At 76.0% G+C, this 25,106-nt stretch carries 23 protein-coding genes; 6 read left to right on the top strand and 17 right to left on the bottom strand.

Going from position 1 to position 25,106, the window contains the following annotated elements; all coding sequences use genetic code 11:
- Positions 1-16: 16 nt before the first annotated feature.
- From BKA21_RS00590 to BKA21_RS00565, 6 genes are all read right to left on the bottom strand, one after another.
- Entirely contained in the window at positions 17-442 is a 426-nt protein-coding gene (locus BKA21_RS00590) for a DUF1801 domain-containing protein (RefSeq protein ID WP_140459092.1), read from the bottom strand.
- 39 nt (positions 443-481) lie between these two features.
- Positions 482-1,756 (bottom strand): serpin family protein, encoded by a 1,275-nt coding sequence (locus BKA21_RS00585; protein ID WP_203793416.1) that lies wholly within the window; start codon positions 1,754-1,756, stop codon positions 482-484.
- A gap of 152 nt (positions 1,757-1,908) precedes the next feature.
- Complete coding sequence (gene acnA, locus BKA21_RS00580; protein WP_140459093.1) at positions 1,909-4,668, bottom strand: aconitate hydratase AcnA; 2,760 nt, start codon at positions 4,666-4,668, stop codon at positions 1,909-1,911.
- A 287-nt stretch (positions 4,669-4,955) separates the two neighbouring features.
- On the bottom strand, positions 4,956-5,183 hold the full coding sequence (locus BKA21_RS00575) for a translation initiation factor 2 (protein ID WP_239072767.1): 228 nt from the start codon (positions 5,181-5,183) through the stop codon (positions 4,956-4,958).
- A 55-nt stretch (positions 5,184-5,238) separates the two neighbouring features.
- The gene (locus BKA21_RS00570) at positions 5,239-6,492 is read right to left on the bottom strand and encodes a class I SAM-dependent RNA methyltransferase (RefSeq protein ID WP_140459094.1); all 1,254 of its coding nucleotides are present in this window, start codon (positions 6,490-6,492) and stop codon (positions 5,239-5,241) included.
- Complete coding sequence (locus BKA21_RS00565; protein ID WP_140459095.1) at positions 6,482-8,488, bottom strand: APC family permease; 2,007 nt, start codon at positions 8,486-8,488, stop codon at positions 6,482-6,484. Before BKA21_RS00565 ends, BKA21_RS00570 begins: the two co-directional genes overlap by 11 nt.
- Positions 8,489-8,677: 189 nt before the next feature.
- Between BKA21_RS00565 and BKA21_RS00560 the strand changes: the two genes are divergently transcribed.
- Positions 8,678-9,331: a potassium channel family protein gene (locus tag BKA21_RS00560; RefSeq protein ID WP_140459240.1), complete on the top strand. Its 654-nt coding sequence runs from the start codon at positions 8,678-8,680 to the stop codon at positions 9,329-9,331.
- Entirely contained in the window at positions 9,328-10,002 is a 675-nt protein-coding gene (locus BKA21_RS00555; RefSeq protein WP_140459096.1) for a potassium channel family protein, read from the top strand. The genes BKA21_RS00560 and BKA21_RS00555 overlap by 4 nt, the downstream gene beginning before the upstream one ends.
- Here the strand turns inward: BKA21_RS00555 and BKA21_RS00550 are convergent.
- The 4 genes from BKA21_RS00550 to dut all read right to left on the bottom strand — a co-directional run bounded on the left by BKA21_RS00550 (position 9,935) and on the right by dut (position 12,329).
- Complete coding sequence (locus tag BKA21_RS00550; RefSeq protein WP_308439063.1) at positions 9,935-10,654, bottom strand: DUF3159 domain-containing protein; 720 nt, start codon at positions 10,652-10,654, stop codon at positions 9,935-9,937. The two genes, BKA21_RS00555 and BKA21_RS00550, sit on opposite strands and share 68 nt — an antisense overlap.
- Positions 10,655-10,656: 2 nt before the next feature.
- Complete coding sequence (locus BKA21_RS00545) at positions 10,657-11,025, bottom strand: OB-fold nucleic acid binding domain-containing protein (protein WP_140459097.1); 369 nt, start codon at positions 11,023-11,025, stop codon at positions 10,657-10,659.
- Entirely contained in the window at positions 11,022-11,753 is a 732-nt protein-coding gene (locus tag BKA21_RS00540) for a DUF3710 domain-containing protein (protein WP_140459098.1), read from the bottom strand. Before BKA21_RS00540 ends, BKA21_RS00545 begins: the two co-directional genes overlap by 4 nt.
- A gap of 93 nt (positions 11,754-11,846) precedes the next feature.
- Positions 11,847-12,329: a dUTP diphosphatase gene (dut, locus tag BKA21_RS00535; RefSeq protein WP_203793435.1), complete on the bottom strand. Its 483-nt coding sequence runs from the start codon at positions 12,327-12,329 to the stop codon at positions 11,847-11,849.
- Positions 12,330-12,454: 125 nt separating this feature from the next.
- On the opposite strand from dut, the gene BKA21_RS00530 reads away from it, so the two are divergent.
- On the top strand, positions 12,455-12,949 hold the full coding sequence (locus tag BKA21_RS00530) for a DUF3093 domain-containing protein (RefSeq protein ID WP_140459100.1): 495 nt from the start codon (positions 12,455-12,457) through the stop codon (positions 12,947-12,949).
- Positions 12,950-13,010: 61 nt separating this feature from the next.
- On the opposite strand, the gene BKA21_RS00525 is transcribed toward BKA21_RS00530, so the two are convergent.
- From BKA21_RS00525 to BKA21_RS00515, 3 genes are all read right to left on the bottom strand, one after another.
- Positions 13,011-13,310 carry a DUF4193 domain-containing protein gene (locus BKA21_RS00525; RefSeq protein WP_140459101.1) on the bottom strand — a complete coding sequence of 100 codons (300 nt, stop codon included), beginning with the start codon at positions 13,308-13,310 and terminating at the stop codon, positions 13,011-13,013.
- Between the two features lie 190 nt (positions 13,311-13,500).
- Entirely contained in the window at positions 13,501-14,397 is an 897-nt protein-coding gene (locus tag BKA21_RS00520) for an inositol monophosphatase family protein (protein ID WP_239072766.1), read from the bottom strand.
- 53 nt (positions 14,398-14,450) lie between these two features.
- Positions 14,451-15,089, bottom strand: a complete 639-nt coding sequence (locus BKA21_RS00515; RefSeq protein ID WP_140459102.1) for a trimeric intracellular cation channel family protein — start codon at positions 15,087-15,089, stop codon at positions 14,451-14,453.
- Between the two features lie 133 nt (positions 15,090-15,222).
- Here BKA21_RS00515 and sepH point away from each other — a divergent pair, with 133 nt between their 5' ends.
- Complete coding sequence (gene sepH / locus BKA21_RS00510) at positions 15,223-16,356, top strand: septation protein SepH (protein WP_140459103.1); 1,134 nt, start codon at positions 15,223-15,225, stop codon at positions 16,354-16,356.
- Between the two features lie 29 nt (positions 16,357-16,385).
- Here the strand turns inward: sepH and BKA21_RS00505 are convergent, their stop codons facing one another.
- The 4 genes from BKA21_RS00505 to BKA21_RS00490 form a co-directional block, all read right to left on the bottom strand.
- On the bottom strand, positions 16,386-17,039 hold the full coding sequence (locus tag BKA21_RS00505; RefSeq protein ID WP_140459104.1) for a thymidine kinase: 654 nt from the start codon (positions 17,037-17,039) through the stop codon (positions 16,386-16,388).
- A 17-nt stretch (positions 17,040-17,056) separates the two neighbouring features.
- Positions 17,057-18,229, bottom strand: a complete 1,173-nt coding sequence (locus BKA21_RS00500) for an alkaline phosphatase family protein (RefSeq protein WP_140459105.1) — start codon at positions 18,227-18,229, stop codon at positions 17,057-17,059.
- A complete protein-coding gene (locus tag BKA21_RS00495) occupies positions 18,226-18,798 on the bottom strand; it encodes a DUF5998 family protein (RefSeq protein ID WP_140459106.1) in 573 nt (190 codons plus the stop codon). The genes BKA21_RS00500 and BKA21_RS00495 overlap by 4 nt, the downstream gene beginning before the upstream one ends.
- Positions 18,799-18,899: 101 nt before the next feature.
- Positions 18,900-21,689 carry a bifunctional acetate--CoA ligase family protein/GNAT family N-acetyltransferase gene (locus BKA21_RS00490; protein ID WP_140459107.1) on the bottom strand — a complete coding sequence of 930 codons (2,790 nt, stop codon included), beginning with the start codon at positions 21,687-21,689 and terminating at the stop codon, positions 18,900-18,902.
- A gap of 135 nt (positions 21,690-21,824) precedes the next feature.
- Here BKA21_RS00490 and BKA21_RS00485 point away from each other — a divergent pair, with 135 nt between their 5' ends.
- Together BKA21_RS00485 and BKA21_RS00480 are read left to right on the top strand one after the other, a co-directional pair.
- Positions 21,825-24,314, top strand: a complete 2,490-nt coding sequence (locus tag BKA21_RS00485) for a DNA gyrase/topoisomerase IV subunit A (protein ID WP_140459108.1) — start codon at positions 21,825-21,827, stop codon at positions 24,312-24,314.
- Positions 24,315-24,342: 28 nt separating this feature from the next.
- Entirely contained in the window at positions 24,343-25,101 is a 759-nt protein-coding gene (locus tag BKA21_RS00480; RefSeq protein ID WP_140459109.1) for an Rv1486c family protein, read from the top strand.
- The last annotated feature ends 5 nt before the right edge of the window (positions 25,102-25,106 follow it).

The raw sequence follows: 25,106 nt of genomic DNA, 5'->3' as shown, positions 1-25,106 counted from the left end.
CCTCGCCGAGGTGGCGTCACTCCCAGCGGTGCGCCACGGTGCGCGCGTAGGACGAGCGCACGAGCTCCTCGAGCACCCCGAGGTCGACGGCGTCCAGGCGCCTGACGTGCAGGCACGACACCGTCGTCGTGTGGGGCCCCAGGCGCCCGAGCAGGTCGCCGAGGTCGTCGAAGCCCAGCGGGACGTACACCGTGGTGCTGGTGCGCCGCGGGGAGAACCCCGCGGCCGCGGCGTCCCCCTCCCGCCCCGAGGCGTAGCGGTAGTGGTAGCGGCCGAACCCGACGATCGACGTGCCCCACAGGCGCGGCGGCTCGCCCGTCGCACGCTCCATGACCGGCAGCAGCGTCCAGGCGTCGGCCCGGCGGCGCTCGTCCGGGACGGCGTCGAGGAACGCCCCGACGTCGCCGTCGTTCTCCGTCGTGAGGTTCTCCTCGCGCGCCATGCCCCCGAGCATGGCACCCGGGGGCGGGCGTGACGACCCTCAGCCGCGGGGGTCGCGCACCGACGCGAGCAGGACGGGCCACCCCGTGCCGGTGTGGCTCACCACCAGCAGGAACGGGCGGTCGAGGACCACGGCGACGGGGTCGGGCGGCGGGGCGCCGCCCGCCATCCCCATCTCGGTGGCGGCGGCCGCCCGGGTGCCGGCCTCGTCGACCAGCAGGACCGCCTGCTGCCGGGCCTGGCCGAGCGTGGCCGGCGCGTCGTCGGCGAGCAGGCCGGTGACGGTCAGCGGGGCCAGCCCGAGGTCGTCGAGCACCGGTCCCAGGTCCACCTCGCTGCGCATCTCCACCTGCGGGAGCGCGAGGTCGACGGGCACGTCCGCCGCGTCGTCGAGGGCGGCCCCGAGCGCGCGGACCTGCGTGAGGTCGGACCTGGCGGGGTCGGCGGCCGCGGGCGATCCGGCGGGCGGCAGCAGCAGGTCGGCGTGCAGCACACCGGCGTACCCGTACCGCATCCGCACGGCCTGCCACCCGTCGAGCTCGACCAGGGGCGTGGTGACCGCGCCGTGCATGGTGGGCACGTCGACGGCCGCCGCCCCGGGGACGTGGAACGGGTCCGACCCGGTCGCCTCCGCGGTGAACGGCTGCTCCCAGGCGGCGGCCACCACGACCGCGTCCTGCAGCACCGCCACCAGCGACACGTCCGGCACCACCGCGGAGTCCTCGACGAGGCCGCCGGTGTGCTCGCGCACCCACGCGCCGAGGGCGTCGGTGCCCGCGTCCGTGCCGAGGTCGGTGCGCAGCACCCCGGCGTCGAACGCCGCCGTGACCCGGTCGAGGTACCCGGCGTCCACCTCGGCACCGTCGTCGACCACCACGCGCTGCGCCGTGTGCACGACGGGCACCTCGGGCAGCTCGCGGGCCCGCACGGCCGCCGGGTCGCCGTCGAGGCGGCGCAGCGCGGCCACCAGCGCGCCGACGGCGTCGGTCCGGTCCTGGCCGGAGGCGCCCAGCGCAGCGTCGAGGGACTCCGCCGTGGTCCCCTGGCCCGCCTCGGCGAGCATGGCGAGCGCGGTCGTCAGGCTCGACGGCGACACCACCGCGCCGGCGTCGCCGTCGGCTGCGCCCAGCGCCGCCAGCCCCAGCTCCCACGTCGCGTCGACCACGTCGGGCACCGCCGGGGCGTCGCCGAGGCGGACCGCGACGTAGGCCGCGTCCCCCCGCAGCTCCGGCGGCGGCTCGGCCGCCGCGCACCCGGCCACCACCGCCGTCGCCACCAGCACCGCCGTGACCCGCGCCCCCCGCACCGTCCGCACGCCGCGATCGTGGCACGGCACGACGACGCCCGCTCCGGACCCGGGTCACGATCGCGTCACGCCGGACGCACCGCGGGGTGCACCCCGGGCGCGCGCCGAGGGGCGCCCAGCGGACGGGGCGCCCCTCGGGCGGTGCGGGACTGCGGGGCCCGTCAGGCGACGCCGGCGACCTGCCGCAGCACGTACTGCAGGATCCCGCCGTTGCGGTAGTAGTCCGCCTCGCCGGGGGTGTCGATCCGCACGACGGCGTCGAACGCGACGACCGTGCCGTCGGCCCGGGTGGCCGTGACGCGCACCGTGCGGGGCGTCGTGCCCGCGTTGAGGGCCGTCACGCCGGCGATGTCGAACGTCTCCGTGCCGTCCAGGCCGAGGGAGTCCGCGGACTCGCCCTCGGGGAACTGCAGCGGCAGCACGCCCATCCCGATGAGGTTCGAGCGGTGGATGCGCTCGAAGGACTCGGTGATGACCGCACGGACGCCCAGCAGGCGCGTGCCCTTGGCCGCCCAGTCGCGCGAGGACCCCGAGCCGTACTCCTTGCCGCCGAGCACGACCAGGGGCACGCCCGCGGCCTGGTACGCGGTCGACGCGTCGTAGATCGTGGTCTGCTCACCGGTGAGGTGGTTGACCGTGAAGCCGCCCTCGACGCCGGGCACCAGCTGGTTGCGCAGCCGGATGTTCGCGAACGTGCCGCGGATCATGACCTCGTGGTTCCCGCGGCGCGAGCCGTAGGAGTTGAAGTCGCGCCGGTCCACGCCGTGCTCGGCCAGGTACAGGCCGGCGGGGCTGTCGGCCTTGATGGAGCCCGCCGGGCTGATGTGGTCCGTGGTCACGGAGTCGCCGAGCTTCGCGAGCACCCGCGCCCCGGTGATGTCCGTGACCGGTTCGGGCGTCGCGCCCATGCCCTCGAAGTACGGGGGCTTGCGCACGTAGGTCGAGCGCGGGTCCCACTCGAAGGTGCTGCCCTCGGGCGTGGGCAGCGCGCGCCACCGCTCGTCGCCGGAGAACACGTCGGCGTAGTCCTTGGTGAACATCGCGCGGTCGATCGAGGAGTCGATCGTCGCCTGGACCTCGTCGGGCGTCGGCCAGATGTCCCGCAGGAAGATCGGGTGCCCGGCCTCGTCGCGACCCAGCGGGTCGGACTCGAAGTCGAAGTCCATCGTCCCGGCCAGCGCGTACGCGATGACCAGCGGCGGGGACGCGAGGTAGTTCATCTTCACGTCGGGGTTGATGCGCCCCTCGAAGTTGCGGTTGCCCGACAGCACGGCGGCCACGGCCAGGTCGTGCTCCTGCACCGCCGCGGACACGTGCTCGTCGAGCGGCCCGGAGTTCCCGATGCACGTGGCGCACCCGTAGCCGACCAGGTGGAAGCCGAGCTTCTCCAGGTACGGCCACATGCCGGCCTTCTCGTAGTAGTTCGTCACCACCTGCGAGCCCGGCGCCATCGAGGTCTTGACCCACGGCTTGGCGGTGAGGCCCCGCTCGACGGCCTTCTTCGCGACCAGGGCGGCCGCCATCATCACCGACGGGTTCGAGGTGTTCGTGCACGACGTGATCGACGCGATCGCGACCGCCCCGTGGAACAGGTCGAACGACCGCCCGTCCGCGTCCGTCACCGGGTACGTCCGCGTCGCGGTCGACGTGATCGCCGGGGAGTCCGACGCCGGGAACGACTCGCGCTCGGCCTCGTCGACGCCGTTGGTGACCTCGGGCGCGTAGGTGGGCAGGTCGCGCTGGAACTGCTCCTTGGCCCGCGAGAGTTCGATGCGGTCCTGCGGGCGCTTGGGCCCGGCGATCGACGGCACCACCGTCGACAGGTCCAGCTCGAGGTACTCGGAGAACACCGGCTCGACGTACCCGGGCGCGCCCGGGTCGTGCCACAGCCCCTGCTCCTGGGCGTACGCCTCGACGAGCGCGAGCTGGGCGTCGGAGCGCCCCGTCAGGCGCAGGTACTCGATCGTCACCGCGTCGATGGGGAACATCGCGGCCGTGGAGCCGAACTCCGGGCTCATGTTGCCGATCGTGGCCCGGTTGGCCAGCGGCACCGACGCGACGCCGTCGCCGTAGAACTCGACGAACTTGCCGACGACGCCGTGCTGGCGCAGCTTCTGCGTGATGGTGAGCACCACGTCCGTGGCGGTGACGCCGGGCGTGATCGTGCCGGTCAGCTTGAAGCCCACCACCCGCGGGATGAGCATCGACACCGGCTGGCCGAGCATGGCCGCCTCGGCCTCGATGCCACCCACGCCCCAGCCCAGCACACCGAGCCCGTTGACCATCGTGGTGTGCGAGTCGGTACCCACGCACGTGTCGGGGTACGCGCGCAGCACGCCGCCGACCTCGCGCGTCATCACGGTCCGCGCCAGGTACTCGATGTTCACCTGGTGCACGATGCCCGTGCCGGGCGGGACCACCTTGAAGTCGTCGAACGCCGTCTGGCCCCAGCGCAGGAACTGGTAGCGCTCGCGGTTGCGCTCGTACTCGAGCTCGACGTTGCGCTCGAAGGCGTCGCGGCGGCCCGCGACGTCGATCTGGACCGAGTGGTCGATGACGAGCTCGGCGGGCGCGAGCGGGTTGATGCGCGACGCGTCGCCCCCGAGCTCCTCGACGGCCTCGCGCATGGTCGCGAGGTCCACGACGCACGGGACGCCCGTGAAGTCCTGCATGATCACGCGGGCCGGCGTGAACTGGATCTCGGTGTCGGGCTGGGCGTCGGGGTCCCACCCCGCGAGCGCACGCACGTGGTCGGCGGTGATGTTCGCGCCGTCCTCGGTGCGCAGCAGGTTCTCGGCGAGGATCTTCAGGCTGTAGGGGAGGCGCTCGACGCCCGGCACGGCGGCCAGGCGGTAGATCTCGTACGAGGTGTCACCGACCTCGAGCGTTCCCTTGGACCCGAAGCTGTCGACGCTGCTCACGTGGGGCTCCTTCGCTTGGCGAGTTCCCGGGCGAGTCGGGGGGCCCGGGGACGTCCTCGAACCCTCGACCGGGGCCCGGCGTGCCGACGTGACGGTCGGGGCGCGGGACCCGAGGGCGGGGCGGACGCAGATATCTTGATGTCGAGATACATGCTACTCCCTCGACCGGGCCGTGCGCACGGACCTCCGCGCGACGCGTCCGTGCGCACGCCCGTGGCCCTCCCGTGCGGCCGCGCCGCGCGGCGACGGCCGGGCGGGGCGGACCCGCCCGGCCGTGCGCGCACCGCTCAGGCCGTGCCCTCGCGCTGCGCCCTGACCGCCTCCGCGGCCTTGCGCTCGGCCTCGACCGCGCGCTCGTGGGCGCGCGGGTCGTAGTCCGGCGTGCCCTGCTTGTGCAGCTCCTGCGTCGCGACCCGGCTGGCGTGGGCGAGCCGGCTCTCGGCGTCGTGCGACTCGGACATGGTCCGCTCCTCCTCGTCGTCGAGGGCCCGCACGTCGGCGGGCTCACGACCCACGCTAGGACCCCGCCGACGCTGCCGCGAGACGAGCGGGGCGGACGACGTCGGGTCGTCAGCGCGTCAGGACGGCGACCGCCTCGAGGTGGTGGGTCATCGGGAACAGGTCGTGACCGACGACCTCGACGCCCGTCCAGCCGTGCGCGCCGAGCAGCGCGACGTCACGGGCCAGCGCAGCGGGGTCGCACGCGACGTACACGACGCGCTCGGGCCGCAGCGCGGCGACGGCGTCGACGACCTTGCGGCCGGCGCCCGTGCGCGGCGGGTCGAGCACGACCACGTCGACGGGCGGGGCGCCCTCGACGAGACCGGCCAGCGTGCGCGCGACGTCGCCGGCGTGCAGGTCGACCTGGGGGCGGTCGTGCAGGTTGCGGCGCGCGTCTCGCACGGCCCGCTCGTCGCCCTCGACGGACACGACGTGGCCCGCCTCGCCCACGGCGTCCGCGAGCGGCAGCGTGAACAGCCCCGCCCCCGCGTACAGGTCGAGCACCGTCCCGCCCGCCACGTCGCCCGCACCCCGCAGCACCGCGTCGACCAGCAGCGTGGGCGCCTCGCGGTGGACCTGCCAGAACCCGGCGGCGGCGACCCGGTACGTGCGCGAGACGCCGTCCGCGGCGGTGACGACCTCGCGGACCGCGGCGCGGGCGTTGGGCCGCGGGTCGGGGCGTCCGCGCTGCAGGTCGAACGGCACGTCGTCGACGAGCACGAGCGGCGGCGAGCCGTCCGCGGGCGCGACGGCCTCGATGCGCGCCCCGGGACGCCACCGGCGCCCGAGCAGGTCGAGGGCGGCCACGTGCTCGGTCGCCAGCGGCATCGCGTCGAGCGCGACCACGTCGTGCGAGCGGAAGCCCCGCATGCCCGCGCGCCCGTCCGCGTCGGCCACGAGGTCGATCCGGGTGCGCCAGGCCAGCCCGCCGCGCGCGTCGTCGCCGGGTGCCGCGTGCACGGTCGGCGTCACGTCGAGCCGGGCCAGGTGCCGCAGCTGCTCGGCGAGCACGGCCTCCTTCCAGGCCCGCTGCGCGGGCAGCGCGACGTGGGCCAGCTCGCCGCCGCCGACACCGCCGGGCCCGGCCTCGGGCCACACGGACGGCACCCGGTCGGGCGACGCCTCGAGCACCTCGACGGCGTCGGCGCGCCAGAACCGGGCGTCGGGCCCGTCGTCGGTCAGCCGCGCGCGCACGCGCTCGCCCGGCAGCGTGTGCCGGACGAAGACCACGCGCCCCTCGTGCCGTGCCACGCAGTGGCCGCCGTGGGCGACAGGTCCGACCTCGAGCTCGACGAGCACGCCGGCCCCTTCCTCAGAAACCACGGGACACCGGTCCCCGGACGGCGTCCTCGAGGCCCGTCTGGCCCTCGCTGGACTGGAGCTGCCACGGCACCGACGCCACGACGACCCCCGGCGTGAACAGCAGCCTGCTCTTGAGCCGCAGCGCGCTCTGGTTGTGCAGCAGCTGCTCCCACCAGTGCCCCACCACGTACTCGGGGATGTAGACGACGACGAGGTCGCGCGGGCTCTCACGACGGATCGACCGGACGTACGCGATCACCGGACGGGTGATCTCACGGAACGGCGAGTCCAGCACCCGCAGGGGCACGGGCAGGTCGGCGGCCTCCCACTGCGCGCGCAGACCCGCCACCTCGGCCGCGTCGACACCGACCGTGACGGCCTCGAGCACGTTGGGCCGCGACGCCCGCGCGTACGCCAGCGCGCGCATCGTGGGCCGGTGCAGGTGCGAGACGAGCACGACCGCGTGCACCCGGCTGGGCAGGGCGCGGGCGGCCTGCGCGGACTCCTCGTCGAGCGCGAGCTCGGCACGCACGCGACGGTAGTGGCGGTGCACGCCCTGCATGACGACGTAGACCCCGACCATGGCGATGATCGCGATCCAGGCGCCGTGGGTGAACTTGGTGATGAGCACCACGACGAGGACCGACCCGGTCATGGCCAGGCCGATGCCGTTGATGACGCGCGAGCGGCGCATCCGGGCGCGGGCGCGCGGCTCAGGCTCGGTGCGCAGCGCCCGCGTCCAGTGCCGCACCATGCCGAGCTGGGACAGCGTGAAGGAGACGAACACCCCGACGATGTACAGCTGGATCAGGCGCGTGACCTGGGCGTCGAAGGCGACGATGAGCGCGATCGCCGCGGCGGCCAGGGTGATGATGCCGTTGGAGAACGCGAGCCGGTCGCCGCGGGTGTGCAGCTGGCGCGGCAGGTAGCCGTCGCGGGCGAGGATCGACCCGAGCACGGGGAACCCGTTGAACGCCGTGTTCGCGGCGAGCACGAGGATCAGCCCGGTGACGACGGAGATGAGGACGAACAGCACGTCGACGCCCTCGAACACCGACGCCGCGAGCTGGCTGATCACCGGGTGCTGCTCGTAGCCCTCCCCCACCGGGACGCCGTCGCGCAGCAGCTGGGTGGCCGGGTCGTCGACGTAGTGCACGCCCGTGGCCTGGGCGAGCATGAGGATCGACATGATCATGGTGATCGAGATGCCGCCGAGCAGCGCCAGCGTGGTGGCGGCGTTGCGGGACTTGGGCTTGCGGAACGCCGGGACGCCGTTGCTGATGGCCTCGACACCGGTGAGGGCCGCACAGCCGGACGCGAACGCACGCAGCACGAGGAAACCGCCGGCGATGCCCATGAGGCCCTGCTCGAACGCGGGGTCGGCGGCGACGGTCAGGTCCGCGCTCTCCGAGACGGGCAGCGTCCCGGTGAAGTACCGGAAGGCGCCGACCAGCGCGAGCGAGCCCATCGCGGCCATGAACAGGTACACCGGGACGGCGAAGGCGCTCCCGGACTCCTTGACGCCGCGCAGGTTCGCGACCATGAGCAGCAGCACCACGATCACGGCGAACGCCGTCTCGTGGCCGCGCAGGAACGGGATCGCGGTCGCCGCGTACTGGGCGCCCGACGAGATCGACACCGCGACCGTGAGGACGTAGTCGACGAGCAGCGCGCTCGCGACCGTGACGCCGGCCTTGGGCCCCAGGTTGACCGACGCGACCTCGTAGTCGCCACCGCCCGAGGGGTAGGCGTGCACGTTCTGCCGGTACGACGCCACGACCGTGAGCAGCACCAGCGCGACCGCGACGCCCACCCACGGGGAGACCGTCAGCGCGGTCAGCCCCGCGAGCGAGAGGGTCAGCAGGATCTCGTCGGGCGCGTACGCCACGGACGAGAGCGCGTCGGAGGCGAACACGGGCAGCGCGACGCGCTTGGGCAGGAGCGTGTGACCGAGACGGTCGCTGCGCACCGGCCGCCCCAGGACGAGCCGCTTGGCGGCATCTGCGAGGTCCGACACGAGGAGCGATCGTATGCCCGCACGCGGGCCGTGGCACGCACCGAGGTCCCGGGGACGGCGGCGTGCGACGACGGGCACGGCGGCGCCGGACGCCGCGGGTCCGGCCGGGACGTGCGCGACGGCGCCGGCGACGGGGTCGGCGGACGGGTGCCGAGGGGTATACCGTGACCGGTCGTGCACTTCGTGATCATGGGATGCGGCCGTGTGGGAGCCACGCTCGCGCAGTCCCTCGAGGGTCGCGGCCACTCCGTCGCCGTCATCGACCAGTTCCCCGACGCCTTCCGCCGGCTCGACGCGGAGTTCGAGGGCAGCAAGGTCACCGGCCTCGGCTTCGACCGCGACACGCTGCGCCAGGCCGGCATCGACGACGCGTACGCGTTCGCCGCCGTGTCCGACGGCGACAACTCGAACATCCTCGCGGCCCGCGTGGTGCGCGAGACGTTCGGCGTGGAGAACGTGGTGGCGCGGATCTACGACCCGCACCGCGCCGAGATCTACCAGCGCCTGGGCATCCCGACCGTCGCCACCGTGCGCTGGACCGCGGACCAGGTGCTGCGGCGCATTCTGCCCGTGGGGACCAGCGACGAGTTCCGCGACGCGTCGGGGCAGATCCAGCTCGCCGAGGTCGACGTGCACACCGGGTGGGTCGGGCGGCCGCTGCGGGCGCTCGAGGAGGCCACCGGCGCGCGCGTCGCGTACCTGACCCGCTACGGCGACGGCGTCCTGCCGACCGCCACCACCGTCCTGCAGGAGAACGACACCGTGCACATGCTCATGCGCGTCGACGACGCCCCCGCGGTCGAACGCGTCCTCACGGCGACGCCGCCGGCGGTGACGGCATGAGGGTCGTCATCGCCGGGGCCGGCTCGGTGGGCCGGTCGATCGCGCGCGAGCTGCTCGTCAACGACCACGAGGTCACCCTGGTGGACCGCCAGCCGTCCGCGATGCGGGTGGCCCAGGTCGCGGACGCGGACTGGCTGCTCGCGGACGCCTGCGAGCTGCCGACGCTGCGCGAGGTGCGCGCCGACGAGTGCGACGTCATGGTCGCCGCGACCGGCGACGACAAGGCGAACCTGGTGATCTCGCTGCTCGCGAAGACCGAGTTCGGCGTGCCCCGCACGGTCGCCCGGGTGAACAACCCGAAGAACGAGTGGATGTTCGACGAGGCGTGGGGCGTGGACGTCGCGGTGTCGACGCCGCGCATCATGACCGCGATGGTCGAGGAGGCCGTGGCGGTCGGCGACCTGGTGCGCATCTTCACGTTCCACCAGTCGAAGGCCGACATCCTCGAGCTGACGCTGCCGCAGGACTCGCCCCTGGCGGGGCTGCGCGTCGGTCAGGTCACCTGGCCGGAGGACACGGTCCTGGCGTGCATCGTGCGCGACGCGCGCCCGATCGCGCCCAGCCCGGACGACACCCTCGAGGGGCGCGACGAGCTGCTGTTCGTCACGGGCCGTGAGGCGGACGAGGCTGCTCTGCAGCACGTGCTGACCCACGGACCAGCGACCAGCTGACCCACAGCACGAGCGCGGTCAGCGGCAGGCCCATGAGGAGCTTGGCGGTGCCGAGCCACGCGACCTCGCCGCCGTAGTACAGGGGCAGCTGGACGGCGAGGCGCAGCCCGAACATCGCCACCCACGGCCAGGTCGCGAGGGCGTACCGGCGCCGCAGCACCGGGTCGGCGCGCCAGGCCACGACCGTCGACCACGGGCCGCCGGTCAGCGGCCCGTCGGGGCGGAACATGCCGACGACCAGGCCGACGAGGGGCCAGCCGAGCACGATCGTGAGGAACGTGCCGATCAGGTACGCGACGTTGACGAGCAGCCCGTAGGCGAAGAAGTCGGTCGCGTCCCCCGTGCGCCAGGCCCACAGCACGCCGATGCCGACGCCGAGGACGCCCGACAGCGCCTGGGTCAGCGGCGTGCGCTGGACGAGCCGGGCGACCACCGCGAGCAGCGCCGCGGCCCCGGCCGACACGAGCGCGGGGACGAGCTGCTGGCCGGTCGCGACGAACACGACGACGAAGAGCAGGCCGGGGGCGACGGTCTCGACGGCGCCCCGCACGCCGCCGACGGCGTCGAGGGCGGAGAACTCGTCGGCCGTGATGGCCCGCATGCCGCGGGCCGGGGCGGCCTCGTCGTCGCGCACGGGGTCGGTCGCGTCCACGCTCACTCCCCCGGCCGGGCGCGCAGCTCGTACCGCGGGTTGAACACGGTGCGGCGGCCGGCGACGTAGCAGACCAGGCCCTCGACCTTCAGGCGCCGGCCGGGCTCGATGCCGCAGATCTGCCGGCGGCCCAGCCACACGAGGTCGAGGCTGCCCGAGCCGTCGTACAGCTCGGCCTCCAGCGCCGGGACACCCTCGCGCGGGCGCAGCGTCACCGAGCGCAGCACGCCGGAGACGCTCGCGCGCTGCCGGTCGGGCAGGGTGCCCACGTGCCGGCAGCCGGGCACGGTGAGGGCGTCGGCCTTCTCCTCGTCGGCCTCGATCTCGGCCTGGGAGGCCAGGACTCGGCGGACCGCCTGCTTGAGGCTCATCGGGTCTCCGTGATCTCGGGGCCGCGCGCGGGCGGCGCGAACCGGGGCGTCGCCGGTGCCGCGGCCGGGGCCGCGGGGGTGGCGCCGCCCGGCAGGTGCAGGGCGAGCAGGTCGCGCGGGGCACGGGGGTCCTGCCCCCGCACCACGACGATCGTGCCGAACACGCGCTCGAGCGGGATGGCCGCCTGCGGGTCGACCGCGGCCGCGCCGGTGATGACGCCGCGCAGGAACCAGCGGGGGCCGTCGGTGCCGATGAAGCGTGCGGGCCGGTGGCCGGTGCGGCCCTCGGGGGTGCGCACGGGCAGCCGGGCGAGCAGCTCGCGGCCGAACGGCCCGGGCAGGTCGTCGACGGTCCCGCCCTGCTGCGTGATGGACGCGGCGATCTCCGCGCGGATCTCGTCCCAGATCCCGTCGGTGCGGGGCGCGGCGAAGGCCTGCACCTGCAGCGACGACGCCACGCCGCCCTCGCCGGGGGCCTTGAGCGTCAGCGCGGCGGCCGACACGACCTCGGTGGCCTTGTCGACCTCCATCCGCAGCTCCATGCCCTGGACCGCGGGCAGGCGGATCGCCCCGAGGTCGACCCGGGGACCCTGGGGGTGCGGCTCGTCGGCGTCCCACGGGCCGCCGCCGGGCGTGCCCCGGCCGGCGGGTGCGCCGTCCCGGGCCTCGACCTCGGTCTCGACCTCGTCGGCGCCACCCTTGCGGGGGCCTCGGCTGAACAGACCCACGACCTCAACTCCTCGCCCGGCGCTGCGCGCCCTCGTCTGGTGCAACGTCGTCCCCGACGACGTTAGTTCCGTGCTGCCCCGCGCGTCCGGCGGTCAGCCGGGCGCGCCGCCCGGGGCGGCGGCCCAGCCGCCGCTGGACCCGAAGCCGCCCGCCCCGCGCACGGAGCCCGGCAGCGCGTCGACCTCGACGAACACGGCGTGCTCGACGCGCTGCACGACGAGCTGGGCGATCCGGTCGCCGCGCGCGAGCTCGATCGGGTGCTCGGTGTCGGTGTTGAGCAGCGTGACCGCGATCTCGCCGCGGTAGCCCGCGTCGACGGTCCCCGGCGCGTTGACGACCGTCAGGCCGTGCCGGGCCGCGAGACCCGAGCGGGGGTGCACGAACGCGGCGTAGCCCTCGGGCAGCGCGATCGACACCCCGGTGGGGACCGTGACGCGCGCCTGGGGCGCGATCACGACGTCGGTGCGGGTGCGCAGGTCGGCCCCCGCGTCACCGGGGTGGGCGTACGCGGGGGGCGGCAGGTCGGGGTCGAGCAGGTGCAGCTGCACCTCGACCGCGCCGGTCGGTGCGGGCACCGGTGCTGCGGTCGGGGTCGCCCCGGGAGCCGTCTGCGGTGCGGCGGGCTCGGTCACGACCGCCGACCCTACCGCGCCCGCCGGGCGGGTCCACCCGCCCCGGGCCCGGATGACATCCTGGGAGCATGCACGCGACGCAGCCCGACGACGCCCAGCCCCTGCCCGGTGACGTGACGCCCGCGCCCGCCCGCGGCTTCCGTGAGCGCCTGTGGCCCGGCCCGCTCGGGTGGGCGGCGGTCGTCGGCTTCGCCGGGGTGCTCGGCGCCGCGCTCGTGCCGGTCGACACCCTGCTCGCCCTGGTGGTGGCGGTGCTCGCGCTGCTCGGGGGCCTGGCGGTCGCGGTGCTGACCACGCCGCGCGTGGAGGTCGAGCAGGGGCACCTGCGGGCCGGTGCGGCGCGGATCCCCGTGCGGCTGCTGGCCGAGCCGGTGGCCCTGGGCCGCGAGGAGCTGCGGGTGCAGATGGGCCCGGGGCTGGACGCGCGGGCGTACGTGTGCCTGCGGGCGTGGATCGGCACGGCCGTGCGGGTGCAGGTGCGCGACCCGCAGGACCCGACGCCGTACTGGGTCGTCTCGACGCGCCGCCCCGAGGACCTGGTCGCGGCGCTGCGCGGACGCTGAGACGCCGGACGGCCGGCCTCCCGGGCGGGAGACCGGCCGTCCGCGTCAGGCGGTGGTGAGGTCAGGCAGCGCACTCCGAGCAGACGGGGTGACCGTCACGCTCGTACGCGAGCTGGCTGCGGTGGTGCACCAGGAAGCACTTGGAGCACGTGAACTCGTCGGCCTGGCGGGGAAGGACGCGGACGGAGAGCTCCTCGCCGGACAGGTCGGCGCCGGGGAGCTCGAAGCCCTCGGCAGCCTCCGTCTCGTCCTCGTCCACCACGCCCGAGTTCTTGTCGGAGCGCCGGGCCTGGAGCTCCTGCAGCGAGTCCTCGCTGAGGTCCTCCTCGGTCTTGCGCGGGGCGTCGTAGTCGGTTGCCATGGGTGGCGTCACACTCCGTCGTCGTCGTCAGCGGTCGTCGCGGGATGAAAGGCATCGCGGCCGCGTTCTGTTCCCCCCGCGCGGGGGGATTGTGCACCACCGCGGGGTCGGATGCGAACCGGACAGGTCCGGGCGTGCCCCGGCGTGTCGCTCGCGCGCGGCGGCCGGTCGGCGGGTCCCCCGGCGTGTCTCAGCCCGGCGCGCCGGTCACCTGGGACGAAGCACCCGCCGCGGCCTCCGGCTCCGGCCCGTCGGCGTCGAGGTGCTCGAGCAGCGCGACGAGCTCGGCGACGCGGGCGGCGGGTCCGGCGACGGTCATCGCCGGACCCGCCGGACGCCCGCGCAGGCCGGTGACGGTGCCGCCGGCCTCCTGCACGACGAGGGACGCGGCGGCCATGTCCCACGGCTGCAGACCCCTCTCGTAGTACAGGTCGAGCCGCCCCTGGGCGACGCCGCACAGGTCGAGGGCGGCCGAGCCGATGCGGCGGATGTCGCGCACCCGCGGGAGCAGCTCGGCCAGCACCCGGGCCTGCGCGCGCCGCCGGGCGGCGACGTAGCCGAACCCGGTGCCGACCAGGCACCGGTCCAGGGGCGCGGACGGCGGCAGCGCGAGCCGCCGCTCCCCCAGGTGCGCGCCGGCGCCGGCGCCGGCGGTGAACGTGCGCCCGTCGGCGGGGCTGTGCACGCACCCGGCGAGGACCCGCCACGTGGCAGGGTCCGGCGCGCGCCCCTCGGCGGTGGCCACGTCGTCGACGACGGCGGCGACGCTGACCGCCCAGGCGTCGATGCCGTACAGGTAGTTCACCGTGCCGTCGATCGGGTCGACGACCCACGTCACGCCGGACGTGCCGGGCCGGTGGCCGCCCTCCTCGCCGAGGACGCCGTCGGCGGGGCGCAGCTCGGCCAGGCGGGCCCGCACGAGCTCCTCGCTGGCCAGGTCCATGGCGGTGACGACGTCGACGGCGCTGGTCTTGGTCGCGGCGACCTCGGGCCGGTCGGGGCGGCCCTCGTGCACGAGGGCGCCGGCCTCACGGGCGACGGTGCGAGCGACGTCGACAAGCTCGGCGACGGGTGCGGAGGAGGTCATGGCCCCCATCCTGCCGGGCGGGACGGGCGGGGGCTGGGCGGGCGGGGGCGGGGTCAGCGGGGCGCGCGCCACGGCCCCGGTGCCGCGAGGTGGAACCGCAGGGCGAGCAGGCGCAGCGCGAACACGCCCACGGCGACCGCGGTGAGCGCGACGGCGCCGGTCGTCCCGAGGGCCCACAGCGCCGCGGTGACCGCCGCGCCCGCCATCGCGGGGATCGCGTAGAGCTGGCGCTGGTGCAGCACGACGGGGACCTCGCCGGTCAGCAGGTCGCGCAGCACCCCGCCGCCGACGGCGGTGACGACGCCGACGACCACCGACGCGAGCGGCGTCGCGCCGTGCTCCAGGCCCGTGACGGTGCCCACCACGCTGAACAGCGCGAGCGCACCGGCGTCGAGCACGACGATGAACCGGCGCGCCCGTTCGAGCCGCGGGTGGCCGAAGTACATGACGAGCCCGCCGACGACCGCGGCCAGCATGAGGCGCGGCTCGCTGATGCCGACCGGCGGGACGGCGCCGAGCAGCACGTCGCGCAGCACGCCCCCGCCCAGGCCGGTCGCCCACGCGAGCACGAGGATCCCGAAGACGTCGAACTGCTTGCGCACGGCCGCGAGGGCGCCCGACATGGCGGCGACGACGACGCCGAGCACCTCCAGCACCGGCAGCACGGGCACCTGGGCGAGGTCGACGTCCACGGCGCGATCCTGGCACGCCGCGCGCGGGGTGCGGCGTACCGGCCGGACGGTGCGGGGGCGCGGCGCACCGGGCGGGGTGCGCGCCGGACCGGCGGATCGGTGGCAGGCTCGTCCCCGGATGCCGGGAGGTCTGATGGGTGAGCTGGAGCTGGTCGGTCTGCACGAGGACGGCGAGCACCTGGTGCTGGTCGCGCCCGAGGGGCAGCGGTTCCGGCTGCGGATCGACGAGCCGCTGCGCGCGGCGGTCCGCCGCGACCGGCCGCAGCTCGAGCAGCTGCGGGCCGAGCAGGCGGGGTCGTTGTCGCCGCGGGAGATCCAGGCGCGGATCCGCGCCGGTGCGACCGCGCAGGAGGTGGCCGAGCAGGCCGACGTGCCCGTGGAGTCCGTGCGCCGCTACGAGGGCCCGGTGCTGGCGGAGCGCGACTGGGTGGCGGAGCAGGCGCGCGGCACCCGGGTGGGCAAGGAGCCGGACGCACCGCTGCTGGGCGACCTGGTGACGGACCGGCTCGCGGCGCGCGGCGTCGACGTGTCGTCCCTCGCCTGGGACGCCTCCCGGCGGGGCAACGGCCCGTGGACGGTCGTGGCGCGGTTCGTCGTCGCGGACGAGCCGACCCAGGCGCGGTGGACGTACGACCCGGTCGGTCGGGCCGTCGTCGCCGACGAGGACGAGGCGCGCTGGCTGTCGGAGACGGAGATCGAGGAGCCGTCGTCGCGCCGGCACCTGGCGGCCGTGCGCGACGTGGTGTTCGACATCGACTCGGTGGCGGGCGACGAGCCGGCGGAGGAGCCGACGCACGCGCTGCTCGACGAGCTGCGCACGCGCCGCGGCGTGCGCCAGCCGCTCGAGCTGGACGACGACGACGAGGCGTTCGAGGGCTTCGGCCCACCGCACGCGTTCGACCTGGGCGGACCGACCGGCGACGCGGGGCCGCCGCTCCCGCCCGCCGGGTCCCGCGGGTTCGACCCGGACCAGCCCCCGGGGGCGCACCCCCACGACGCGGACCCGCACCGCGAGGCCGTCGTGCTGACACCCGCGCGGGGTGCCCGGCTCGTCCCGGCGCCCGAGGGCGGTCCGCTCGGAGGGCTCGGCGGCGGAGGTCTCCCGGCGGGCGCCGGCGACCTCGTCGACGAGGACGGCACGGCCGACGACCGGCACGAGCCGTCGGCGCACGAGCGCGCCCAGCAGCCCGGGGAGCGGCGGGGTCGGCGCACCCGCGCCAAGGTGCCGAGCTGGGACGAGATCGTCTTCGGCGCCAAGCCCGAGTAGGAGCCAGGCTGCCGACCGGGCGGGACGCCTCAGGCGTCCTGCTCGAACAGCACCGCGTCGGCGTGCGCGTGCACGGCGCGCGCCGTGGCCGCGGTCATCCGGCGCACGTGGTGCCGCCGGCACAGCACCTCGTACCCGACCTGCGAGCCGGACGCGCCGACGTCGCCGACGACGACCTGCGCGCCCTCGACGACCATGGCTCCGCCGACCGTGCGGGCGTTGTGGGTGGCCCGGGCCCCGCACCAGCACAGGGCCCGCACCTGGAGCACCTCGACGCGGTCGGCGAGCTCGACGAGGCGCGCCGACCCGGGGAAGAGCCGGGCGCGGAAGTCCGTGGTGATCCCGAACGCGAACACGTCGGCGTCGAGCTCGTCGACGACGCGGGCCAGCTGCTCGACCTGCTCGGCGGTGTAGAACTGCGCCTCGTCGGCGACGAGGTAGTCCACGGGCCGGCCCTGCGTGCGACGGGTGACGACCTCGGCCCAGAAGTCCGTGGTGTCGCCGACCTCGCACGCGTGGCGGGTCAGGCCGAGCCGGGACGAGATCGTCGCGGTGCCGGCACGGTCCTGCCGGGTGAAGAGCACGCCGTCCCGGCCTCGCGCGGCGTGGTTGTGGTGCATCTGCAGGGCCAGGGTGGACTTGCCGCAGTCCATCGTCCCGGAGAAGAACACGAGCTCGGCCACGGGTCAGACCTCCTGCGTCATGCGTGCACCAGCAGCGGGACGAGGACCTCGCGCGCGGTGACCGAGCCGTGCACGCCCAGCAGGGCGACGGACTGGGCGGTCTGCGTGCGGGAGTCCACGACGGTGGCGGCACCGGTCATCGCGACGACGACGTCGCCCACGACGGGGCGCACGTGCGCGTCGACGGCGCCGAACCAGCCGGCGTCGACGGCCTGCGCCCGGGTGAGGACCACCGCGGCGTCCCCCAGCTCGGTGCGCCAGCGGTCCGCGACGACCTCGGGGTGCGCCCCGTCCGCGACGTGCAGCTGCAGGGCGCGCGGCTCGCCGGCCACGACGAGGACGTCCTGGCGCAGGGCGGCGTCGGCGGCGACGTCCCGGCGCAGCGCCGGGTCGACGTCGACCATCCCGTGGTCCGCGGTGACGACGAGCAGCGTCCCGGCCGGCAGGGACCGGGCCAGGCGCGCGAGCTCGGCGTCGACCTCCGTCAGGGCGTCGCCCCACTGCCACGACCCCCAGCCGTGGTGGTGGCCGGCCTTGTCGACGTCGCCCCAGTACAGGTACGCCAGGCCCGGGCGCCGCAGCGTGGCGACGGTCGCGTCGACGCGCTCGGCGAGCCGCTCGGCCCGGCGGTACGCGGCACCGCGCAGCGCCGCCGACGTCAGGCCGGACCCCTCGAAGCGCGCGGGTCCGACGCTCGTCACCGGCAGGCCCGCCGCGGCGGCCCGCTCGAAGACCGTGGTGCAGGGCTGCCACGTCTGCGCCGGAGGCAGGTCCGTCCACGACACGAGGTTGCCGAGCCGACCCGTCCCCGGGTCGCGCACCGTGTACCCCAGCATCGCGGTGCGGCCCGGGGGCTCCCCCGTGCCGAACGTGCCCATGGCCGTCGCGGTGGTCGAGGGGAACGTGCTGGCCAGCGCACGGGCGTCGGGCAGCAGGGAGCGCAGGAACGGTGCGTGCCCCCCGCGCTCGGCGAGGTTGAGGTGGCCGAGGCCGTCGACGAGGACCACGCACACGCGCTCGGCGGTCGGCAGGCCGAGCAGGCGGCGGGACTCCTCGCCGTCCGGCACGTCGGCGCCGGCGGCGCTCGCGGCCGCGGGCAGCACCAGGCCCAGCCCCGGCAGCGCGTGGGTCCCGGGCAGCAGCAGCGCGTCGGCGTCGGGCAGCGTCGCCGACCTGGTCGCGCCCGTCATCGCCGCGCCGACGCCGCGGAGAGCCGGCGGCCGAACTCCGTCGCGGCGCGCACCGCGTCGGCCCCCTCCGCGGCCGCGGACACCCGGACCACGACGTCGTCGGGGCTGAGCGTGCCCGTCAGGCCGTGGTCGGCCTCGCAGGCCGGGTCGCCGCACGTCGCGGGCTCCAGGTCCACGCGCTGCACGGCGCCCCAGCCCACGGCCAGCGTCAGCTCCGCCGGCCCGTCGCCGCGACGGTGCTCCTGCGGGTCGGGCACCACGTGCGTGAGCGCGACCGACCGCAGCTCGCCCAGCGGGACGGCCTCCGTGGTCGCCGACGCGCTCGCCGACGGGTGCTCGGAGTCGGCCGGGTGGTCGTCGACGTGCGCCACCACCAGCCGCGTCGGGGTGAGCACGAGGACGGTCACGTGGCGGCGCACCTCGGCCGCGTCGAACGTCGTCTCCGGGTGCACGAGGTGCGCGAGGACGTCCTCCCCCGCGAGCGCGACGTCGACGACGTCACCGACGAGCTCGGGGTAGTAGCCGGCACGGTGCAGGTCCTGGTGCAGCGAGGTCGAGGGAGCGGGCACCGGCCCATCCTCCCACCGTGCGCGCGTGCCCCGGCGCGCGAGCAGGTGGCGGCGGGACCGTCGGGGCGCGGCGGCGTCCTCGTGACGGCCCTCGGGCGGGCTCACGGGCGGGCCAGCCGACGGGTCCCGTCCGCACGGTCCGCACGCGCGACGGTCGCGTACGCGCCGAGCACCGCGACGCCCTCCTGCGCGACGACCACGGGGTTGAGCTCGAGCGAGCGCAGCTCCGGCAGCCCGTCGGCCAGCACCGACACGCGGGCCAGCACGTCCTCGAGGGCGTCGACGTCCAGGGCCGGCAGCCCCCGGTACCCGAACAGGCGCGGCGCGGCGCGCGGGGAGCGCACCATCTCGGCGACGTCGACGTCCGTCAGGGGCGGCACCCCGTACGCGAGGTCGCCCAGCAGGTCGGCCGCGTCCCCGGCGAGGCCGAAGCTGATGACCGGGCCGAACAGGGGGTCCTCGGTGGTGCGGACCACGCACGCCGACCCGTGCGGCGCCATGGCCTGCACCTCGACGGGCGGGACCGCCGGGTCCGGGTGGTGGTCGGCCGCCAGCGCGAGGATCGCCGCGACGTCCCCGCGCAGCTCGTCGGCGTCGGCGACGTCCAGGCGCACCCCGCCCAGGTCGGCGCGGTGCCGCAGCGCGGGCACCGTGGTCTTCACCGCGACCGGCCACCCGAGGCGGTCCGCGGCCGCGACGGCCTCGTCGGCGTCGTGCACGCGCACCGACGGGTGCAGGTCGACCCCGACGCACGCCAGCAGCTGCGCCGTCTGCTCGGGCGTGAGCGCGACCGCTGCGCCCTCGGCCGCCCCCGCCGCGGCCGCGTCGGCCAGGTGCGCGTCGACGAGCCGGCGCGCCGCCCGCGTGTCGACGCCCTCGGGGTGCACCGTGCGGCCGCGGTCGGCCGTGCGCCACGCCGAGTACCGGGCCGCGTGCCCGAGCGCCAGCACGGCGTCCTCGGGGGCCGCGTACGCCGGCACGGTCCGCAGCCGGCCCGTCGGGTCCGCGGCCGTCAGCTCCGCCGTCACGCCGTGCAGGTCGTACATGCACGCCACGGTGGTGCGGCCCGTCCGTGCCGCCGCCCGGGCCACCTCGCGCGGGACGACCGGGTCCGGCACGCCCAGCGACGGGATCCGCACGGCCACCACGACGTCGACCTCGGGGTCGGAGTAGAGGCGTTCGACGGTGTCGCGCACCTCGTCGGCCCGTGCGTCCTCGGGCAGGAGCTCGGCGACACCCGTCACGACCAGCCCGCCCGCCGCCGCCGCCTCCGCGACCAGCGCCGCGACCGAGGCCGAGCTCGCCAGGATCCCCAGCCGGCGCCCCGGCGGCAGCGGCTGGTGGGCCAGCAGCTGCACGACGTCGAGCAGCTGGTGCACGTTGTCGACCCGCACCACGCCCGACTGGCGCATGACCTCCTCCAGCGTGCGCCGCGGCGCCCGCGTGGGACGCACCGCGTGCCCCGGCGGCACGACCTGCCCCGACCGGCCCGCCGTCACGACGACCACGGGCTTGTGGGCGGCGAGGCGGCGCGCGACCCGGGAGAACTTGCGCGGGTTGCCGATGGACTCCAGGTACAGCCCGATGACGTCCGTGCCGTCGTCCTCGCCCCAGAACTGCATGACGTCGTTGCCCGACACGTCGGCCCGGTGACCGGCCGAGACGAACTGCGCCAGGCCGAGCCGCCGGCGCTCGACGGCCGCGAGCAGCGTCACCGCCAGCGGCGCCGACTGGCAGAACAGCCCGATCCGCCCCGGTCGCGGGGCCCGCAGCGCCAGCGACGCGTCGAGCGTGACGCCCTCGTGGGTCGACAGGATCCCGAACGACGCCGGACCGACCAGCCGCATCCCCGAGCCGTGCACGATCCGCAGGAGCGCCCGCTGCCGCTCCAGCCCCTCCGGACCGGCCTCGGCGAAGCCGGACGACAGCAGGACGACCCCGCGCACCCCCAGCGCACCGAGCCGCCGCGCCACCTCGATGACCTGGTCGGGCTCCTGCGAGACCACCGCGAGCTCGACCGGCACCGGCACGTCCTCCAGCCGCGCGTGGTGGTGCACCCCCGCGGGCAGGTCGTCCCGGCGCGCCACGCCGACGGCGTGCACCGTGACCTGCCCGCGCCCGTTCTCGACGAGCCCGCGCACGACGCGCTCGACGAGCCGGGCCCGCAGCGGGCGCAGCGGCTCGGGGCCCGGGCCGACGACGAGGACCGTGCGCGCCGTCAGCAGCGCCCGCATCGACCGCGCCTCGGCCCGGTGCTCACGGTCCGCCATCACGGCCAGCGACCGGTCCGTGGGGTCCAGGTCGAACGTGACGGTCACGACCCCGTCCTCGGTGCGCTGCCGCACCGCGTACCCCGCCTCGGTGAAGACCCCGAGCATCCGCCCGTTCTGCGGCAGCACCTCGGCCACGAACCGGCGCACGCCGCGCTCGCGGGCCGCGGCGGCGAGGTGCTCGAGCAGCACCGACGCCAGGCCGCGACCCTGGTGGGCGTCGGCGATGTTGAAGGCGACCTCGGCGGCGTCGGCGTCGACGCGGTCGTAGCGCGCGACGCCGATGATGTGCTCGGCGGGGGGCGGCGCGTCGGCGGGGGGCGGCTGGTCGGGCGACGGCGCGGCGGCGGGCGGCGGGCCGTCGACCACGGCGACGAGCGCCACCCGGTCGGTGTGGTCGACGTGGACCAGGCGGTGCAGGTCGCGGTCGGACAGCCGCTGCAGCGGCGCGAAGAAGCGCATGTAGGTCGACCGCTCGGACTGCCCGACGTGGAAGGCCTGCAGCGCGTCGGCGTCGTCGGGCATGATCGGCCGCAGCCGGGTCGTCGACCCGTCGAGGAGCACGACGTCGGCCTCCCACGCCGCGGGGTACGGCGCAGGGGCACCGGCGACGTCGACCATGCCCGTCAGGCTAGCCGTCCCGGTCGCGCCCCGTCCGGTGCGCGCCGGGGGCACGTCCCCGGACGCGCGACAATGTCACCCGCCCGTCCCGACCGCCGGCGCACGCCGGCACCGACCCGAGGAGCTGTCCCCCGCATGGCGCGTCGTCCCGCGACACCCGACCTGCCGCCCGAGGACCTGGTCGAGAAGATCGTCGACATCGACGTCGCCGCCGAGATGGAGGGCTCGTTCCTCGAGTACGCGTACTCGGTCATCTACTCCCGGGCCCTGCCCGACGCGCGTGACGGCCTGAAGCCGGTGCAGCGGCGGATCCTCTACCAGATGGCCGAGATGGGTCTGCGTCCCGAGCGCCCGTACGTGAAGTCCGCGCGCGTCGTCGGCGAGGTCATGGGCAAGCTGCACCCGCACGGCGACGCGGCGATCTACGACGCGATGGTGCGCCTGGCGCAGGCGTTCTCGCTGCGGCTGCCGCTGGTGGACGGGCACGGCAACTTCGGCTCGCTCGACGACGGACCGGCGGCGTCGCGGTACACCGAGGCGCGCATGGCGCCCGCGGCGCTGGCGATGACGCTGGGCCTGGACGAGGACGTCGTCGACTTCGTCCCGAACTACGACAACAAGCTCGTGCAGCCGGCGGTGCTGCCGTCGGCGATCCCGAACCTGCTGGTCAACGGGGCGTCGGGGATCGCGGTGGGCATGGCCACGAACATGGCGCCGCACAACCTCGTCGAGGTCGTCGCCGCGGCCCGGCACCTGGTGCTGCACCCGGACGCGACGCTCGAGGACCTCATGCGGTTCGTGCCGGGCCCGGACCTGCCGACGGGCGGCAAGATCGTCGGCCTGGACGGGGTGCGCGACGCGTACCGCACGGGGCGCGGCCAGTTCCGCACCCGGGCGACGGCGCGCGTGGAGAACGTCACGCCGCGGCGCAAGGGCATCGTCATCACCGAGCTGCCGTACTCGGTGGGCCCGGAGAAGGTCATCGAGAAGATCAAGGAGGGCGTGCAGTCCAAGAAGCTCTCCGGGATCGCCGACGCGGTCGACCTGACGGACCGCCAGCACGGCCTGCGCCTGGTCGTGGAGGTTCGCACGGGCTTCCACCCGGAGGCCGTGCTCGAGCAGCTCTACCGGTACACCCCCCTCGAGGACTCGTTCTCGATCAACAACGTCGCTCTGGTCGACGGCCAGCCCCGCACCCTGGGCCTGCGCGAGCTGCTGCAGGTGTGGGTCGGGCACCGGGTCGACGTGGTGCGCCGGCGCACCGAGCACCGGCTGCGCAAGCGGCGCGAGCGGCTGCACCTGGTCGAGGGCCTGCTCGTGGCGATCGTCGACATCGACGAGGTCATCCAGGTCATCCGCACGTCGGACGACGCGGAGACCGCGCGGGGGCGCCTGCGGTCGGTGTTCGACCTGTCGCACGAGCAGGCGGAGTACATCCTCGAGCTGCGGCTGCGGCGGCTGACGCGGTTCTCCCGCCTGGACCTCGAGCGCGAGCAGGCCGAGCTGACCGCGGAGATCGCCGCACTGGAGGCCCTGCTGGCCGACGAGCGCCTGCTGCGCACGCTGGTGTCGGACGAGATGGCCGAGGTGGCCGCGACGTACGGCACCCCGCGCCGGACGATCCTGCTGGAGCACGCGGGCGGTGCGAGCGTCGCGGGCGCAGCGGGCGCCCCGGCGTCCCGGCGCGGCGGTGCGCCGGCTGCTCCCCTGGAGATCGAGGACACCCCGTGCTGGGCGCTGCTGTCCGCGACCGGGCTGCTGGCCCGGACCGGTGACGAGACGGAGCCGTCCCGCGGTGACGGGACGTCCCGCAGCCGCCACGACGTGGTGACGTCGACCGTGCGCACGACGGCCCGCGCCCGGCTGGGTGCGCTGACCTCGGCCGGCCGTGTGCTGGCGGTCGAGGTGCTCGAGCTGCCGTCGCTGCCGCCGACCGACGGCCCCCCGACCCTGTCGGGCGGCCTGCCCGTCGGGGAGGTCGTGACGCTCGCCGACGGCGAGCGCGTGGTGGCGCTCGTGCCGCTGGCCGAGGACGCGCCGCCGATCGCGCTGGGCACCGCGCAGGGCGTCGTCAAGCGGGTCGCCGCCGGCGACCTGCCGGCGAACAAGGACGCGTGGGAGGTCGTGACCCTCAAGGACGGCGACCAGGTCGTCGGCGCCGCACCCGCGCGCGACGAGGACGAGCTGGTGCTGCTCGCGTCGGACGCGTCGCTGCTGCACTTCACCGCCGACCAGGTCCGCCCGCAGGGCCGTGCCGCGGGCGGCATGGCCGGGATCCGGCTGGCGCCCGGGGCGCGGGTCGTCGGGTTCGCCGTCGTGCGGCCCGAGGACGCCGAGCCCGTGGTCGTGACGGTCGCGGGCTCGTCGTCCGCGCTGGCGGGCACGCAGGCCGGCAGCGCGAAGGTCACGCCGTTCGCGGCGTACCCCGCCAAGGGCCGGGCCACGGGCGGGGTCCGTGCGCACCGGTTCCTCAAGGGCGAGGACACGCTGATCCTCGCGGCCGTCACGGCCACGCCGGCCCGCGGGACGGGTGCGGGCGGTCAGCCCGTGCCGCTGCCCGAGGTGGACCAGCGGCGCGACGGCTCCGGGGTGGCCCTGGGCGCACCGCTGCACGCGGTCGGCTGAGGGCGGCCGCGGCGCCTACCGTGGTGCCGTGGCTGCCCTGCTCGACGTCCCCCGCTCCGTGCTCCTGGCCCTGTGGCTGTCCGCCGGCACCGACCCGGTCCGTGCCGGCGCGGCCGTGCAGGGCGACGACGAGCCGCACACCGTGCAGGCGGACGGGCGCACCGGGGCGGCCCTGACCACCTGGCTGCGCGCCCTGCCGCCCGTCGAGGCGGTCAGCGCCGTCCTGCCCGTCCCGGGCGACCCCGTGGTCGTGGCGCCGCCCGCCGCCGCGGACGCGCTGGACGCCGGGGAGTGCGTGCTCCTGGCCACCGGCGAGGGCACGGTCGCGGCCGTCCCGCACGTGGAGCGGTTCGGCTCGGCCCTCGAGCCCGGGCACCTGGTGCGGTGGCGCACCGTCGAGGTGCCCGACTGGCGCACCGCCGTGCTGGGGCGGGTCGGTTCGCTCGCGGACGCCGAGCGGGACCTGCGCGAGAGCCTGCGGGTGGCCACCGAGGCGCTGGTCGACCTGGACGTGGCCCGGTGGCGCCCCGAGGCGGCCGAGGAGATCGCCGACCTGCGCACGGCGGCCCTGGCCCCGACGCGGGTGCCGCCGCACCTGGACGGGCAGCGCCTGCGCGTGCTGGCCAGCGCGGCCCGCCTGCGCGGCGTGGTGCGGCTGGCGACGCAGGACCACGGCGGCGCGGTCAACGCCTGGCAGGTCGACCAGCGGTCCACGGCGCTGCGCGAGGTCGACCGCGTCGCGCGCCGGGCCATGGCCGCGGCGGCGACCAGCCTCGACCCGCGCTGACCGGC

Origin of the sequence: Cellulomonas oligotrophica (genome assembly GCF_013409875.1) — a bacterium.
GTDB classification, from domain to species: domain Bacteria; phylum Actinomycetota; class Actinomycetes; order Actinomycetales; family Cellulomonadaceae; genus Cellulomonas; species Cellulomonas oligotrophica.
Note: the sequence above shows the minus strand (reverse complement) of the source record. Positions and strands in the feature narration are given on the sequence as shown.

Excerpts from the sequence above, each read along its gene's own strand:
- BKA21_RS00520 (WP_239072766.1), bottom strand. The coding sequence starts at position 14,397 with ATGACCTCCTCCGCACCCGTCGCCGAGCTTGTCGACGTCGCTCGCACC.
- BKA21_RS00490 (WP_140459107.1), bottom strand. The coding sequence starts at position 21,689 with ATGGTCGACGTCGCCGGTGCCCCTGCGCCGTACCCCGCGGCGTGGGAG.
- BKA21_RS00545 (WP_140459097.1), bottom strand. The coding sequence starts at position 11,025 with ATGAGCCTCAAGCAGGCGGTCCGCCGAGTCCTGGCCTCCCAGGCCGAG.
- BKA21_RS00555 (WP_140459096.1), top strand. The coding sequence starts at position 9,328 with ATGAGGGTCGTCATCGCCGGGGCCGGCTCGGTGGGCCGGTCGATCGCG.
- BKA21_RS00530 (WP_140459100.1), top strand. The coding sequence starts at position 12,455 with ATGCACGCGACGCAGCCCGACGACGCCCAGCCCCTGCCCGGTGACGTG.
- sepH (WP_140459103.1), top strand. The coding sequence starts at position 15,223 with ATGGGTGAGCTGGAGCTGGTCGGTCTGCACGAGGACGGCGAGCACCTG.
- BKA21_RS00485 (WP_140459108.1), top strand. The coding sequence starts at position 21,825 with ATGGCGCGTCGTCCCGCGACACCCGACCTGCCGCCCGAGGACCTGGTC.
- BKA21_RS00560 (WP_140459240.1), top strand. The coding sequence starts at position 8,678 with ATGGGATGCGGCCGTGTGGGAGCCACGCTCGCGCAGTCCCTCGAGGGT.
- BKA21_RS00590 (WP_140459092.1), bottom strand. The coding sequence starts at position 442 with ATGGCGCGCGAGGAGAACCTCACGACGGAGAACGACGGCGACGTCGGG.
- BKA21_RS00500 (WP_140459105.1), bottom strand. The coding sequence starts at position 18,229 with ATGACGGGCGCGACCAGGTCGGCGACGCTGCCCGACGCCGACGCGCTG.
- BKA21_RS00525 (WP_140459101.1), bottom strand. The coding sequence starts at position 13,310 with ATGGCAACCGACTACGACGCCCCGCGCAAGACCGAGGAGGACCTCAGC.